Source organism: Sessilibacter sp. MAH1 (genome assembly GCF_054658315.1).
The window spans coordinates 32,307-47,517 of the sequence record NZ_BAAGIC010000011.1 but is presented as its reverse complement, the minus strand read 5'-3'; the positions used below and the strand labels follow the sequence as shown (position 1 = coordinate 47,517).

The window sequence follows — 15,211 nt, the reverse complement described above, 5'->3', positions numbered from 1 at the left end:
ACTCACCCTAACAGATTTTCGGCGAATAAAATCAGCTCGGTTAACGACTGCTGAAACTGTGGTAAAAAATTACTTAAACCAAACCAAATGATAAACAGACCAAATACCAAGGTAATTGGAAAACCTACGGCAAAAATGTTCATCTGTGGCGCCGCACGTGACATTACACCAAAAGCAATATTAACCAATAAAATCGCCGTGGTAACCGGTAAAGCTAACACCATAGCGCCTGCAAACATCCAACTTCCCAGACCAACAACCTCTTTGAAATAACCAGCATTTAACTGAAAACTGGTAAACGACCAAAACATAAAACTTTTACTGATTAATTCTAACAATACCAAGTGACCGTTCACCGCTAAAAACAACAATGTCGCCAAGGTTAGATAATATTGCGACAAAACCGTAACCACCACACCGTTGGCCGGATCATTCAGTGAGGCAAAACCCAAACCCATGTTCATAGCAATTATTTGCCCGGCTACTACAAACATTTGAATAAATAGCTGGAAGATAAATCCCAATAAAAATCCAATAATGGCTTGTTCTATAGCAACTAAAAATCCCTGCACAGAAAGCAGTTCTACGTCGGGTATATTATTAACTAGCGGGCTTACGACAAGCGTTATAGGTATGGCAAGTGCTATACGTGCTCGGGCTGGAAGGGTGCGGGCTCCAAATATAGGAACAGCCAATAAGAAAGCGGATATGCGAATCATTACCCAAAGATATTGGGCTAACCAAGCAGATATCTGTTGGTCACTTAAGCTAAACATTGTACTTTTGGGTGATGAGCAACCTATTAATGCGCATGTATCGTTAACCAATTAAATTAGGTACATCGGTAATTAACCGTACAAATAAATCCATTATTTTTGTTAATAACCAAGCACCGGCAAACATAATGGTTAATAGCGTTACCACCAATCTAGGTAAAAAACTTAATGTTTGTTCGTTAATTTGCGTTGCCGCTTGAAAAACACTAACGATCAACCCAACAATCAAACTCGGGCCAACAATTACCGTAATCATTAACACAGTTAGTAAAAAAGCATTCGCGAATAAATCCATAACAACTTCAGGAGTCATAATCACCTCATCGAGTATCTAGAAACTTGGTCAAAGACCAAAACTGGCCGCCAAACTACCAATAATTAATGCCCAACCATCAACTAATACAAACAGCATAATTTTAAAGGGTAACGAAATAATCAATGGTGACAACATCATCATACCCATGGCCATTAATACAGAGGCGACCACCAAATCAATAACCAAGAATGGTATAAATATAACAAAGCCAATTTGGAACGCAGTTTTTAACTCACTGGTTACAAAAGCGGGAACCAACACAGTAAAAGGAATCTCTTCCGGTGAAGCAACCGATTCGTAGCCGCCAATATCTAAAAATAATTTGATGTCCGACTCTCTAGTTTGAGACATCATAAATTTATGCATGGGCTCCGCAATGTTGGTTACCGCTTGACGAGAACCGATTTCTTCGTTGATGTAAGGTTGAATGGCATTGATATGAATTTCTTCAAATACCGGAGACATGATAAAAAATGTCATAAATAGTGATAAACCAATCAATATTTGATTCGACGGTGATTGTTGTAAACCCAGTGCTTGTCTTAAAATTGCAAAAACAATAATGATGCGCGTAAATGAGGTCATCATCATTAAGATTGCAGGGATAAAGGTAAATGCGGTCATTATTGCTAAAATTTGCAATGTGACCGTATATTCTTGGCTTCCGTCAGGTTGAGTGGTAACGGTTAAGGCAGGTAAACCCGGTATGCCGTTAATCGGAATAAGATTTTCTTTTTCTGTTGATGAATTTGATGCTTCTCTGGAGCTATCGCTGGTTTCTGGGTTGGCCGCAGGCTCGGCCTGAGCGTACGCGGATTCAATGTTTAATAATGATATCGTGCAAACGAATATCATTAAAATAAAACATCGACCTAGCCCCCCAATTATTAAATTCATCATTAATTACAGCTCTAATCTTTATTAGAATCTTTATTTTTATTGAGCTCAAAGGCATAGATATTATTAAAGCTAAACGACTGGGTATTTGTGGGCTCAACGGTGGGTTTAAGAACTGTTTTTGTCTCTTTCTCGCTCATAGGGCCCTTAACCAACGGCGACTTATTTTTTGCAACCCATGACATGGCGCACCGGAGAATATTTTTTGCACTGAACAAATCGTCGTCGGGTTTATTTTGGGTCGCGGTGTTCGACAAATTAGGAACGATTATTTTTTTTATGTTACCCGAATCTAAAGATTCTTCTCTAGCAAGTTTATTCAGTTCGAAAACATGCAAGGTATTGATACTGTGTGGAGTAATGCCGAGCAGCAGTTGTTTGTTGTCGACTTCCACAACGGCTATACGCTCTTTAATTCCAACAGACAAATGGCTGAGTAGCTTTATTGATTCATTATGTTTTGAAATACCCGCCAAATTGTATTTTTTGGCGAACTTAGCCAGTAAAAAAATAAGCACTACAACCAATAACAACCCCATAAGAACCTGAGCCACCCATGTTTTTGTGGGTATTGCTGAGATTGGTTGGCTAGATATTTTAGGTACACTATTACCGACTGCGACAATTTCTTGAGATTCTTTTGATACGGTTTGAATGTCGGCATGAGCGTCGATCACAGGCTGCACAAACAAAAACAACAATATCAAGACCGATTTTAAGGTTACCATTTTAACAAAAAAATCTGTAAAGCGGTTTTTTTCAAAATAATGTTTTAACAAAATAGCGACATTCATGATGAATACCTTTGTTATTTTAAGCGTTTAATTCTTTCAGATGCGCTAATGACATCTGTCATACGAATACCGAATTTTTCGTTCACAACCACCACTTCGCCGTGCGCAATTAAGGTACCATTAACCAATACATCCAACGGCTCACCGGCTAGGCGATCAAGCTCAATGACAGACCCCTGATTGAGTTGCAGTAGATTTCGGATGCTGATTGAAGTACTGCCAACTTGCATAGAAATGGTTACCGGAATATCGAGAATGACGTCTAGGTCTGGATTTTTTAAAGCCGGATTTGGTGGTGGCTGAAATTCATCGAGAGCCATTTTTTCGGCGTCGGTGTCGCCCTCACCTTGGCCGTCAACAATTTCTTGCTCGGCCATGGCAGCGGCCCATTCATCTGCCATTGCGTCCTGGTCGAGACCATCTTCGTTTTCGTTGTTGTCTTCATCAGCCATGTTGATTTACCTCAGTTTCTTTTGGGTCTTTTCCTGCGAATAATCCTGGATGATTTAATTTCGATTTCTCTTGTATTATGGATCGATCAATAAAGCCGAGAATTTGCAAAGCCATGTTGCCGTCACATTGACCCAGTTTTGATCGAAACATGGGAACTCTGTTGGCGGTAACAACATGATGAGGCGGCATTTCTATGGGAATAACATCGCCAACTTTGAGTTTGACAATATCTCCTAGTCGTATTTTGGCGTTGGCAATTTCGCACTCCAGTTGCACATCCGCTTCTAAAACATCTTCTCGCAATGCAACTATCCAACGATCGTCTCGTTCATCACTATCGCTTTGCAAGCCTGCATCGAGCATTTCGCGTATGGGTTCGATTGTGGAGTAAGGAATGGTAATTTGCAGTTCTCCACCACCGCCGTCTAATTCCACGTGAAAGGTACTGACAACCACGACCTCACTGGGGCTAACAATATTGGCCATTGAAGGGTTAACCTCGGAATTTATAAATTCAAATTCCAACGGCATAACCGCTTTCCAAGCTTCGGTGAGATCGGTAAAGGCTTGTTGCAATACCATTTGTACAACACGTAATTCGGTGGGCGTAAATTCACGGCCTTCGATTTTTGCGTGCCGACCATCGCCACCAAAAAAATTGTCCACTAATTTAAAAACCAGTTTTGCATCTAAAATAATCAGCGCTGTACCTCTTAAAGGCCGAAATTTCACCATATTTAAACTGGTTGGCACGTACAAGGTGTGTACGTATTCGCCGAATTTTATAATCTGTACGCCACCGACTGAGACATCGGCTGTGCGGCGTAATAAATTAAACATGCTAATTCGGGTATAGCGCGCAAATCGTTCGTTAATCATTTCGAGCGTTGGCATTCGCCCGCGAACGATTCGATCTTGGCTGGTTAGGTCATAACCTCTAGCTTTACCGGGCTCGTTGTCGTTTTCGACCTCGATATCGCCATCGTCGACACCGTGTAATAAAGCATCGATTTCGTCTTGTGATAGTAAGTCTTGCAAGGTTTACAGACCTCAGTTATTGCATGACAAAATTAGTAAATAGTATTTGTTCCACTCCCGGCTCGCCGATCTCTTCATTCATGATCGTTTGAACAACCGTAAGAGCTGTTTGTCGCATTAACTCTTTGCCTTCTGGGGTTTGAATTTCTTCGTATTCCATGCCCGAGAACGCCAAGATTAGGTCGTTTCTTACCCGCGAGCTGTGTAATTCAATTTCGGTTACCACCGTGTCTGACCGTGTCATTAATGTAATATCAATTTGTGCGTAACGCTGGCGACCACGAACGTTATAGGTCATTAATAATGATGGATTTAATGGAAAATATACCGCTGGCATTTTCGTTTCCTCCATGGACTTTTCTTCCATGGCGGCATCATCAGCCTCTTCAACAGCCGGAGGATCTTCCTTGAATATAGTCAATACTGCGACGGTTCCGCCAACAGAAACCGAAATTAAAATTAAAGCGCCAACAATTAATAGAATGAGTTTCTTTTTTCCACCGCCGCTGGATTCTTCTGCTGCCTGTTCTTCGTCAGCCATGTCAAGATCTCGTCATTTTTTTGTAGTTAATGCTGTAGATTTAGAATCAGCAAAGGCTATGCCTGAATAACACGATGCTGAATAATCGCGCCTTCACTGGTGTAGCACAGGTTTGAGGATTTTCAAGAATTGTTAAATAGAAACGTCTGATGAATTCGTTCGTGAATAATGCAGAAAAAGTAAAAAAAGAAAAAAACAATTAAAAGCGCGATTTGAAATTTTTCGCACGCTCAAACACTTACCCTACTCAGAACAGACGACACATTCTTGTGCCGCCGAGCGTTTTAAATGAATTTAGGTTTTGAATACAGTATTTTTAATGGCGGTTAGAGCAAAATATGTTTAGCCAACAACACCAAAATCGCAAGAAAAAACTATTTAGTTACAGAGCCAATAGTTAATGGCTTAAAAAGATATCGTTCTATTAAGCAGTCGTAAGAAAGCCCTGATTAATTCTTCCATAATTTAATCAGAGCTATTCAAAAGTGATTAAAACGCAAATTAAGCGTAGCTATCTACCAAACGGGTATGAGTATTCACAGGTGTTACGTGGGTGACTTCCGTATTTTCTTCAATACCGCCAGAATTCACTAGATTGTCATTTTCTGCCCGGTTATTACTCTCTTGACGTTGCTCCTGATTAGACTGACCAGAAATATTAACATCCACTAAGTTTAAACCTTCCTGGGAAAAAAGTTCTCTCAAGCGGTTAGCCGTTTGATCCAATGTATCGCGTACTTGCGAAGAGTGACTGTTAAAACTGACTTGAGCTTGATCGTTATGTACAACAATTCTAGCTTGTAATGGGCCTAGCTCCGGTGGATCCAGTTGAATTTCGGCCTCTGATAATCCTTGGCTCGCCAACCATAAAACTTTTTCGGCAACATCCGCTCCCCAAGCGGGAGAAGTTATGCCATGCCCAATAAATAAACCGGTTGTCGTGGGTGTTGATCTAAGCGCATCTGACGGATTTAATACACCACTGATCTGACCGTTAATATATTGGCTTACTTTATTGTCAATTGGATTAAGCGTATCGATTTCCGTAGAGTTATTCAAACCCGCAAGATTAAGCAGACTATCAAATTTTGCAGAAAACTTGCTGTTTTGCGCATTATTATCCAATACATCTGCATTTAAATCTGAATCTAACGCTAGGCCGTTTAATTCATAGTCACCTTGACTTACGTTCAACAACGCAGATTTATTCAAACCATTTGAGGCATTTAGACTATTTTTAGATATCAAGCTTTCTGATTGCAATAAGTTTGAATATGCAGACAATCCACCAAACCCAGACTGCTCAAGCAATTCCGCACCGGTTGTTAATTGGCCTAAACCGCCTGTGCTTGATGTCGCTATTAATAATGGCGATTGGCCCTCAAGTTCACCATCTAGATGTAAATCTGAAATAAACGCTTCTACCAGTGGTGATTGCGACGTTGCCAAAGTTGACGATGTTGGCTCCAATGAATTCTCTTCGCTTAGCTCAGAGCTAGTATCGCTCGTGTTTTGAAAGCCGTCTGCGCGCGAATTATTTTCGGTATTTTCAGACGTTGCCGAATCTCGATCAGCACTGTTGTTTTTGCTGGAAATTCTTTCGTCGGTGGAATCCTTATTGTTAGAGGATAATTTTTTGGTTTCGTTATTTCGATTTGTTTCGTCAAAAACCTGCTCAAACGATTTATCGTCATTTGAACGGAGCTCTGATCGAGAATTACTATTGGCAGATACCTCAAATTTATCGGATTTAACGACCAGAGCATTGATTCCAGATGTCATACGGCCACCTATGTTAAGAGAGGCAATTGTTTGCCTCTAAATTTAATACGCAAGTGATAAGTAAATTCATGGAGGACACTAAGCAAATGAGGAGCCAAACTCACACTCAGTGATTAAAAATGATCAGCCAGCGAAAATTTGCGCGTTTTGTTAATTGCAGATAGATAACTATTATGGCAAGAAGCCTATTTATTGAGACGCATACAACAAGCCGATGTAATCACTAGAATTACAGGGATCTTTGAATTTAGAAAAAATCAGAGTGAGTTCGACGAAATCTAAAGTTTTCAGCGAAACAGAGATGTGATCAATTTCAACCACTGTGAGTGTTTAAAATTGCAAAGGAATCAGAAATTGCATTTTTAATTGCAATGGTCTGATTAAAACATGACAAGATTAATCAGAGTTCCCTAAATATATTGGGAGATTATTCAACATTAAATGGGATTGTTTGCAAGCAAGAGATCTATTTCTTTAAGCAGTGGTTCTTTCAATTCTAATAACGCACTCAAATAAAACGTTACCCTATCTTCTAACTGACGCAACGAATGTGCATCGGCATCAACAGATTCAAGACGACGTACACACAGTTCTTCAATATGCTGGCATATATCAATAAGGCGCATAACACCAACATTGCCGCTACTACCTTTTAAGCTGTGCACGGTTTTTTTCAATAATAAGGTTTCGCCAGCTGCTTTTGATGATTCGATAGTTTGGAATTTATCAAGAACATCGTCACGATAGGTTTGTAAAAGTGCCGGAAAATCTTCCTCCATAATTTCGCGAAGACTGGCTAGTGTATATTGATCAAAAAATTGCAAAGCATTCATAGCAAATGTTATAACCCAAAGCTCATGACTTTTTACCCACCAGCGCCTGAAGGGCAGTTTTTATATAAGGGTAATCAAATTTAAAGCCCTGTTGTTGTAATCGGGCTGGTAAAATGTTCTGACTGTCAAATAATAGCTGATGAGCTTCACCAAGGGTAAATTTCATTACAATTTTAGGAACTCGTAAAAACCCCGGACGCTTTAGGGTAACCGCCAGAGATTGTGAAAACTCTGAATTTGTCACCGGATTTGGAGCAACCATATTGAATGGACCTTCGCTCTGACTCGAATTGAGCAAGAAGTCTATCGCTTTAACCATGTCGGATACATGAATCCAAGACATGTATTGTTGACCATCACCAAGAGGCCCGCCCAAACCTAACTTAAATGCCGGTAGCATTTGTTGTAAGGCGCCGCCGTCGCGACCCAGTACAATACCGGTACGTAATAAAATCAAACGTGTATCGGTAATGGTACGAGCGATTTTTTCCCAATCAAGGCACAACTGTTGCGCAAAATCGTCTTCGCGAATACTCAACTCGTTACTTTCGTCTATTTTACCAACGCCGGTATCGCCGTATATGCCGATTGCTGACCCAGACAGAAAAACCTTAGGTTTATTCGTAGTAACGGTAAATAAAGTACAAAGCTGTTGTGTGGTATTTAATCGACTGGTACGAATTTTTTGCTTGTACTCTTCAGTCCAGCGTTTGCCAACAATGGGCGCTCCGGCTAGGTTTATTACCGCATCAAAATTATTTAGGTCAGTTAACTTGCTAAGATCGGTAATGGTTTGAACATTGTCAGGCAAATGTTTAGGTGGACGATTATGGATAAGTACTGTGTATTGGTATTGAGTGTATTGCTGTATAAAATGTCGGCCAATAAAGCCGGTGCCACCAGTGATTAATATATTCATACTGTCAGTTATCTACCACTCATTATAATTGTGCCGAGAATATCAAACTCTTCATTTATATCTTATTAAAATAGGCATTAACAGTTAAAAAATTGAGAACTTCGTAAAAAAATATGCGCAACAGGAAGATATACGTAAAAAAACGACATTTAGTTTGATGGTTTTGGGAATTAAAAATGGTTCACGCGTGAGATAATAGAAAACGCTCGGTTAATCGGAATTTTCTATAGGAAACTCTGAATAACCGAGAGTTTCTAGCAACACAAGCAAGGATGCGTCGCCAATTTCAAGAACGGTAAGTGATTGAAATTGTAAATAGATTGGAAAGAATTTGGAAATTGTACGTTCAATTTCTTTTCTTTGATTAAATTATGGATGCGTTAATCGGAGGTTCTTATAGGAAACTCTGATTAACCTAGAGTTTCTCGCGACACAAGGATGTGTCGCCAATTTCAAGAACGGTAAGTGATTGAAATGGTGAAGAAATTGGAAATCGCATTTTCTATTTCTGCCCTCTGATTAAATCATGGATGAGTTAATTAGAGGTTCCTATAGTACAAAATTAAGAGTTTTTATCGTGGTAACGTATTCCAGAAAGCTCATCTAACAATTTTTGCGTTCTAAGATCATCGGCTTTAGTTAGATCTTGTTTGATAGACTCAATCAGCTCTTCAATTTTAAGGCGTTTATGATGAAGTTTTGACCAATGACGCTCAGCCTTTACGGTCTGTTGTTCAATAATGGTTAAGTTTGCCTGCTGAGAATCCCGTAAATCAGTGAGCTGTTTTAAATAAGCGCGTTTGTTGACCAAATCCTGAATTGAGCCACCAGTGGTATTATCTAATTGATTGCGAAAATTTAAATAATAAGCTTCTATGGTCTTTTGTTGGTTTAAGTGACTCATAAGATGTTTTTTTTGCTCGTTATAAAGTTGCGCCGCTTTATTTTCGGCCTGTTCTGCCATTTTCAATAATAGAATAAATCGATCTAATTTTGACATAAATAACAACTAAATACGCGTGCAAAAAACTTGTTTATTGTGAATTATGTATCAAGAATACATTAATGAAAACTTTGATTAATTTCATAATAAGCTAGTGAAAGCCTGCTTATCTAAGTATCAGTTTCTGTAGATAACTTAAAAAATAAATCATTTAAAAAACGGAACAATTTAGAGTAGGAAACTCTGATTAACCAGAATTTCTCGCCACACAAGGACCTGTCGCCAATTTCAAGAACGGTAAGTGATTGAAATTGAGAAGAAATTGGAAATCGCATTGTCAATTTCTGTTCTCTAATTAAATCATGGATGAGTTAATCAGAGGTGCCAATAATAGGTCAGGACGCCATTAACTGCGATAACATTGTCATTGAATGTTCATAAGTAATATTAGTCTGAACAGTTTGAATAATAAATTCTCTTAGTTGTGGTCGAATTTTAATGGCTAAATCAATGGTTGCGTCGGCGCCATGGGTGTATGCACCAATGCTGATTAAATCTTTATTTTGTCGATACACAGATAATAAATGCTTAAATTTTTGCGCCGCCGCTAATTGAGATTGTGTAACAATGTTTGGCATAACTCGGCTAATGGATGCTTCGATATCAATCGCCGGATATTGTCCTTCTTCGGCTAAAGATCGCGATAACACAATATGTCCATCCAAAATTGCTCTGGCGCTATCCGCTATGGGGTCTTGTAAATCATCGCCTTCTGTTAAAACCGTGTAGATTGCGGTAATAGAACCTCCACCTTCGTCGGCATTACCGGCCCGCTCAACCAATTGTGGTAGTTTCGAAAATACCGACGGTGGATAGCCTTTGGTAGCAGGAGGTTCTCCCGTTGCTAAACCAATTTCACGCTGTGCTTGCGCGTAGCGCGTCAATGAATCCATAAGCAATAATACATTTTTACCTTGATCGCGATAATATTCGGCAACCCGAGTGGCTAATTGCGTGGCTCTTAATCGCATTAACGGTGGATCATCTGCCGGAGACGCAACTACCACAGAACGTGCTTTACCCACTTCACCCAAATTGTTCTCAATAAATTCTTTTACTTCACGACCGCGTTCGCCGATTAAACCAACCACAACGACATCGGCTTGTGTAAATCGTGTCATCATGCCAAGCAGAACACTTTTACCAACGCCACTGCCAGCAAATAAACCAATACGTTGACCTCTACCAATGGTTAGTAATGCATTAATGGCTTTTATACCAACGTCTAAAGGATCTTTAATGACTGCGCGCGATAGAGGATTAATTAATTTCGCCTCAAAATCAACGTATTCCGATACCGGCCACATGGGTTTACCGTCTAAAGGCTGACCGAGTCCATTAATGACTCTGCCTAGTATTTCTGGGCCAATTTTGATTCCCATTCGGTGAGGTAAAGGCACAACTTTAGCACCCGGTTTTAATCCCGAGAGACTGTCTATGGGCATTAAAAATGTTTTACCTTCAGAAAAGCCTACAACTTCTGCTTCTATTTTACGATTTTCATCAACAATAATTTCACATTGTTGACCGAGATTAGCACTAATGCCAACGGCTTCAATGGTGGTGCCAACAACGCGAATTAATTTACCAACCGCAACGGGTATTCTCGGTGCGATGTGTTTGGGTTGAAACGATTGGAGTTGATTTAAAAGCGTTGAATATACCATCTTAAACACCATCACTTTTTAACATAAAACCACTTAATGACTGGCAAATTCTTTATTCAGAAATTTTTCGATGGTATCGTTAATACGGGTTTCCACCGTTGAATCCACACTACTGTCTTCGGTTATTATACGGCAGCCGCCCGCTGTTATTTTTTCATCGGCGACTAAATTCCAAGATTTATGCTCACTCCGCTCGGCAATAAACGTTAAATCACCCGGATTAACTAATATTGTTTTAGCTTGTTTACTGTCGCCAATAATTTGTAGCGACTCCTCAATTAAATCGGTAAGTGCAGTATTTGGTATGCTAAGTTCTTTGCGAGTTATATTGGTTACCAGTGTAACAACCGTATTTAGCAGTGTTTGTAATATAGCGTCTTCTTGTTGACTTAAAGATTGGGAGAGATTTTCGGTAAGAGTTTTTAGCGCATTACAGCTTTTTTCAATGTCTGGTTGGTATTGGTCGTCGATTTGTTTTTTTCCACTTTCTAAACCGTGTGCTTCGCCTTTTTCAAATCCTTTTTGATACGCATCCAACTCTACGCTGCGTCTTAATTCCTCCAACTCTTGAGCGCTGGGAATTTTCAACTCGTTGTCGTCAACGTCTTCAACAGATTCTTCTACTTCGTCACCATCTTCAACCAATTCGTCCTGTGAAGAAATTAGAGAATCTTCGGAATTATCGAGTTTTTCGTCGCCGGGCGCTTTGACTTCAGAGTTAGGGGCAAGCCCACCTTTTTTCTCTGATAATGAAGATTTTTTTGCAGATTCTTTTTTATTAATTCTTTGCTTAACTTTTTGCAAGTTATAAATTACATGATGTGTTTCGGAATCAAACTCAGGAGCATTCCACGCATCCCATACCGCACTGTTTGTTTCAAGTGAAACAACTTCTTTACTGGCCTTGGACTTATCACTGTTTGGCACTGGTATTTTTCATCCTTACAACATTTGCTCACCGCCAGCGCCAAGATTAATTTCTCCCGCGTCGGCCATGCGTCTTGCAATGATTAAAATTTCTTTTTGTGCATTTTCAACTTCTGATAATTTAACAGGACCCTTAGCGTCTAAATCGTCACGCAGTAGTTCTGCGGCGCGTTTTGACATGTTATTGAATATTTTCTCTTTAAGTACATCATCTGCACCTTTAAGAGCAATAATAAGAATATCCGACGACACTTCTCGCAACAAAGATTGAATACCTTTGTCATCGACATCTACAAGATTATCGAAGACAAACATTAAATCTTGAATTTGTGTACCTAAGTCTTCATCAACCTCGGTGATAGATTCAAGTAGTTCGTTAGCCATGCTACTGTCAAGATTGTTAACAATTTCTGCGGCAACTTTAACGCCACCCATGGTTTTAGTTTGCGAACCGGCGCTACCGGAAAATTGTTTTTCGAGAATATTATTTAATTCTTGCAAGGCGCTGGGTTGTACCGTATCTAATGCCGCCACACGCATCATGATATCCATACGCACATTTTCTTTAAAATACGACAAGATTTCGGCGGATTGGTCAGCGTCTAAATACGCTATAACAATGGCTTGAATTTGTGGATGCTCGTTGCGAATAATATCGGCAACGGAGCGTGCTTCCATCCATTTTAAAGTATCTAAACCGGTGGTATTACCACCTAATAAAATCCGATCAATTAAACCGTTGGCTTTGTCTTCGCCTAAAGCCGTCACCAACATATTGCGAATATAACCATCGGCACCCATACCAAGTCCGGTTAGGGTTCTTACTTCGGTAAGAAAATTCGATAATACTGCTTCAACTTCTGCCTGTTGAACATTACTTAGTTGGCTCATTGCTGTGCCAAGTTTTTGTACTTCTTTAGGACCCAGGTGTTTTAAAATTTCTGCGGCATCGGCCTCGCCTAAGCTCATCAATAAAACGGCAGCCTGTTCTAGTTTGGTTCGGTTACTTTCCGCTGGGACTTTGGCATCAGCCATCTTCGTTAATCCAACCTTTAATTACTAAGGCAACACGTCCGGCATCTTCGGCAATAATTCCACGAATTGCGTTGAGTTGTTGTTCAAAATTCTCATCGGGACTGGGTAATGCCAGAGCATCACCACCGGTTAAAGTCACGGTTTCATCAGACAATGCGTCAAAGGCTTCAAGACCGGAGGCTTCGAGCGCAGCTAATTCTCTCGCCTCTTCTTCTTGTTTGGCTTTTAGACCAGAACCGGCCAAACTTTTTAATACAGGTCGTAATAATCCTAATAATAAAGCAAGAATAATTAATAACCCGACGACTTGTTTCGCAATACCCAGGAACCAAGGTTGCTCCCATATGGGAAGTTCATAACTCACTTCGTCGCGAATACCGGAGAAGGGACTGTTAATTACATTAACGCTATCGCCTCGTACCGCCGAAAAACCAATGCTATCGCGTACCAGTATAGTTAATCTTTCCAGTTCTTCTTGAGTCCAAGGTTGTGATTGCACTTCTCCAGTTTCTGCGTTAACAATATTTTTATCGTCAACAACCACGGCTACTGTTAAGCGCTTTACCTTGCCTAATTGATGTCGGGTGTAGCTTATGGTCCGATCTAATTCAAAATTACGCGTTGCTTGTTTACGAGTATTACTGGGTGGCGTTTGTTGGGTTGGGTCTTGTGGATTTGCTTGCTCTGGCGCTTGGGCATCGCCCGGCGGTTGATTACTTAATGCCCCCGGAATTCCAGCAATAATTTCTGAGCCAACACGCTGTTCATCAAGTGTTTGTTCACTGCGTACTGCACCTAAGTCTGGGTTGTAAATTTCATCGGCTTGTTCAATTTCGGTAAAATCAACGTCTGCGCTAATTTCTGCACGATAATTTCCGCTACCCACCAACGGATTTAAAATACCATTAACGCGGGCAATTAAATCGTTTTCAAGCTCACGGGTGTATTCCCGTTGACGAGCAGCCTCAACCAGTTCTGCCATTTCTTCACCGGTTGTTAATAAATTACCCTTTTGATCAACAACAGTTACGTCATCTAATTGTAATTCCGGAATGCTCGAAGCAACTAAATTAGCAATGGCTTTTACTTGTTCGTGTTTTAATCCTCTGCCCGGAAATAGCTCCAAAAAGACCGACGCCGTCGGTTTTCTGGCGTTGCGAACAAAGACCGATTCTTTAGGAATGGCTAAATGGACACGCGCAGCCCTAACGCTGTTAATGCTGGTGATTGTTTTCGCAAGTTCACCTTCTAGGCTGCGTTTGTAGCGAGCACCTTCCATAAATTGGCTAGTGCCCAAAGGTTGTTCTTGATCCAATAATTCAAAGCCAACCGATGCTTCACCGGGAATGCCCGCCTCGGCGAGTTTTAAACGTGCTTTGTGTACATCGTCTGCCGCAACCAACAGGGCGCTGGTGTTGGGATCGACCTTAAAGCGAATGTCGTTATATTCTAATATTTCCACCACTTCCGCAGAGTCTAAGCGATCTAAACTGCCATACAGCGGGCGAAAATCTTCTTTTTGCGTCCACAATACCACCGCAAAACCAATGGCGACGCTTGCCGCCAAGCCGACCATAAGACCAGCTTGGCGAATTAAATTTAAATTATTGAACCCTTCTAATAAATTATTAGATGCGGGCGAACTGTTCATTGACGCGCTTGTAGTTTCTGCCATTTCAAATACTCACATCACCGCTTAAATGGCCATATTCATAATTTCTTGATAAGCCTCAACAACCTTATTACGAACTTGTAAGGTTGCCTGAAAACCGATTTTAGCCTTTTCGCTTGCGATCATTACATCGGCAATGTCTACCGACTCGTCACCCATTGCATAAGCGTTTGATAAGGCTCCTGATTGATGTTGTAAACTGTTTACAGAATCAATTGCTTGGGCAAAAAGCTCATTAAATGCAGGGGCCTGTGCTTGATTAACCGAAGTGACACTGTCTTTAACGTCTAAGGCTACGTGATTAATATCTGGGACTTGCACCTGTGAGCGCATGTCTCGCATGTTAACCAGCAACTGTTGAATATCAGGTCGATTAGAAACATTCACAGTAAAAACCTTCCTCGTAAGTATCACTAAAATGATCAATTCATTGACGTGAATCTGCCAATAAACTGTCAATTCACCACTACTGACAGAAAGAGCACAATTTGGGCCATTCAAATGATCGATGTTTCTCTCTTAGAAGGGCTTATTAATTTGAAGCCATCAACAACTCGA

16 protein-coding genes are annotated in these 15,211 nt (G+C 40.4%); all 16 read right to left on the bottom strand.

The window, feature by feature from the left end:
- Nucleotides 1–2 precede the first annotated feature (2 nt).
- Nucleotides 3–776 (bottom strand): flagellar biosynthetic protein FliR, encoded by a 774-nt coding sequence (gene fliR, locus ACYQ28_RS12010; RefSeq protein WP_460050529.1) that lies wholly within the window; start codon nt 774–776, stop codon nt 3–5.
- A gap of 43 nt (nt 777–819) precedes the next feature.
- The gene (gene fliQ, locus ACYQ28_RS12005; protein ID WP_460050527.1) at nt 820–1,089 is read right to left on the bottom strand and encodes a flagellar biosynthesis protein FliQ; all 270 of its coding nucleotides are present in this window, start codon (nt 1,087–1,089) and stop codon (nt 820–822) included.
- Nucleotides 1,090–1,119: 30 nt separating this feature from the next.
- Nucleotides 1,120–1,992 carry a flagellar type III secretion system pore protein FliP gene (gene fliP, locus ACYQ28_RS12000; RefSeq protein ID WP_460050525.1) on the bottom strand — a complete coding sequence of 291 codons (873 nt, stop codon included), beginning with the start codon at nt 1,990–1,992 and terminating at the stop codon, nt 1,120–1,122.
- Between the two features lie 11 nt (nt 1,993–2,003).
- Complete coding sequence (fliO, locus tag ACYQ28_RS11995; protein ID WP_460050524.1) at nt 2,004–2,783, bottom strand: flagellar biosynthetic protein FliO; 780 nt, start codon at nt 2,781–2,783, stop codon at nt 2,004–2,006.
- A 14-nt stretch (nt 2,784–2,797) separates the two neighbouring features.
- A complete protein-coding gene (gene fliN / locus ACYQ28_RS11990) occupies nt 2,798–3,235 on the bottom strand; it encodes a flagellar motor switch protein FliN (protein ID WP_460050522.1) in 438 nt (145 codons plus the stop codon).
- Nucleotides 3,228–4,274 carry a flagellar motor switch protein FliM gene (gene fliM / locus ACYQ28_RS11985; protein ID WP_460050520.1) on the bottom strand — a complete coding sequence of 349 codons (1,047 nt, stop codon included), beginning with the start codon at nt 4,272–4,274 and terminating at the stop codon, nt 3,228–3,230. The genes fliN and fliM overlap by 8 nt, the downstream gene beginning before the upstream one ends.
- Nucleotides 4,275–4,290: 16 nt before the next feature.
- Entirely contained in the window at nt 4,291–4,815 is a 525-nt protein-coding gene (locus ACYQ28_RS11980; RefSeq protein WP_460050518.1) for a flagellar basal body-associated FliL family protein, read from the bottom strand.
- 501 nt (nt 4,816–5,316) lie between these two features.
- On the bottom strand, nt 5,317–6,597 hold the full coding sequence (locus ACYQ28_RS11975) for a flagellar hook-length control protein FliK (RefSeq protein ID WP_460050516.1): 1,281 nt from the start codon (nt 6,595–6,597) through the stop codon (nt 5,317–5,319).
- 437 nt (nt 6,598–7,034) lie between these two features.
- Nucleotides 7,035–7,430, bottom strand: coding sequence for an Hpt domain-containing protein (locus tag ACYQ28_RS11970; RefSeq protein WP_460050514.1), 396 nt, complete (start codon nt 7,428–7,430; stop codon nt 7,035–7,037).
- Between the two features lie 22 nt (nt 7,431–7,452).
- Nucleotides 7,453–8,349 (bottom strand): TIGR01777 family oxidoreductase, encoded by an 897-nt coding sequence (locus ACYQ28_RS11965; RefSeq protein ID WP_460050512.1) that lies wholly within the window; start codon nt 8,347–8,349, stop codon nt 7,453–7,455.
- Nucleotides 8,350–8,911: 562 nt separating this feature from the next.
- Nucleotides 8,912–9,349: a flagellar export protein FliJ gene (locus ACYQ28_RS11960; protein ID WP_460050510.1), complete on the bottom strand. Its 438-nt coding sequence runs from the start codon at nt 9,347–9,349 to the stop codon at nt 8,912–8,914.
- 338 nt (nt 9,350–9,687) lie between these two features.
- Nucleotides 9,688–11,019 carry a flagellar protein export ATPase FliI gene (gene fliI / locus ACYQ28_RS11955; protein ID WP_460050508.1) on the bottom strand — a complete coding sequence of 444 codons (1,332 nt, stop codon included), beginning with the start codon at nt 11,017–11,019 and terminating at the stop codon, nt 9,688–9,690.
- Between the two features lie 33 nt (nt 11,020–11,052).
- Nucleotides 11,053–11,946: a FliH/SctL family protein gene (locus ACYQ28_RS11950; RefSeq protein ID WP_460050507.1), complete on the bottom strand. Its 894-nt coding sequence runs from the start codon at nt 11,944–11,946 to the stop codon at nt 11,053–11,055.
- A 15-nt stretch (nt 11,947–11,961) separates the two neighbouring features.
- Nucleotides 11,962–12,981, bottom strand: coding sequence for a flagellar motor switch protein FliG (fliG, locus tag ACYQ28_RS11945; RefSeq protein ID WP_460050505.1), 1,020 nt, complete (start codon nt 12,979–12,981; stop codon nt 11,962–11,964).
- A complete protein-coding gene (fliF, locus tag ACYQ28_RS11940; protein ID WP_460050503.1) occupies nt 12,974–14,632 on the bottom strand; it encodes a flagellar basal-body MS-ring/collar protein FliF in 1,659 nt (552 codons plus the stop codon). The genes fliG and fliF overlap by 8 nt, the downstream gene beginning before the upstream one ends.
- Before the next feature lie 45 nt (nt 14,633–14,677).
- On the bottom strand, nt 14,678–15,040 hold the full coding sequence (gene fliE / locus ACYQ28_RS11935; protein ID WP_460050501.1) for a flagellar hook-basal body complex protein FliE: 363 nt from the start codon (nt 15,038–15,040) through the stop codon (nt 14,678–14,680).
- Nucleotides 15,041–15,211: the final 171 nt, after the last annotated feature.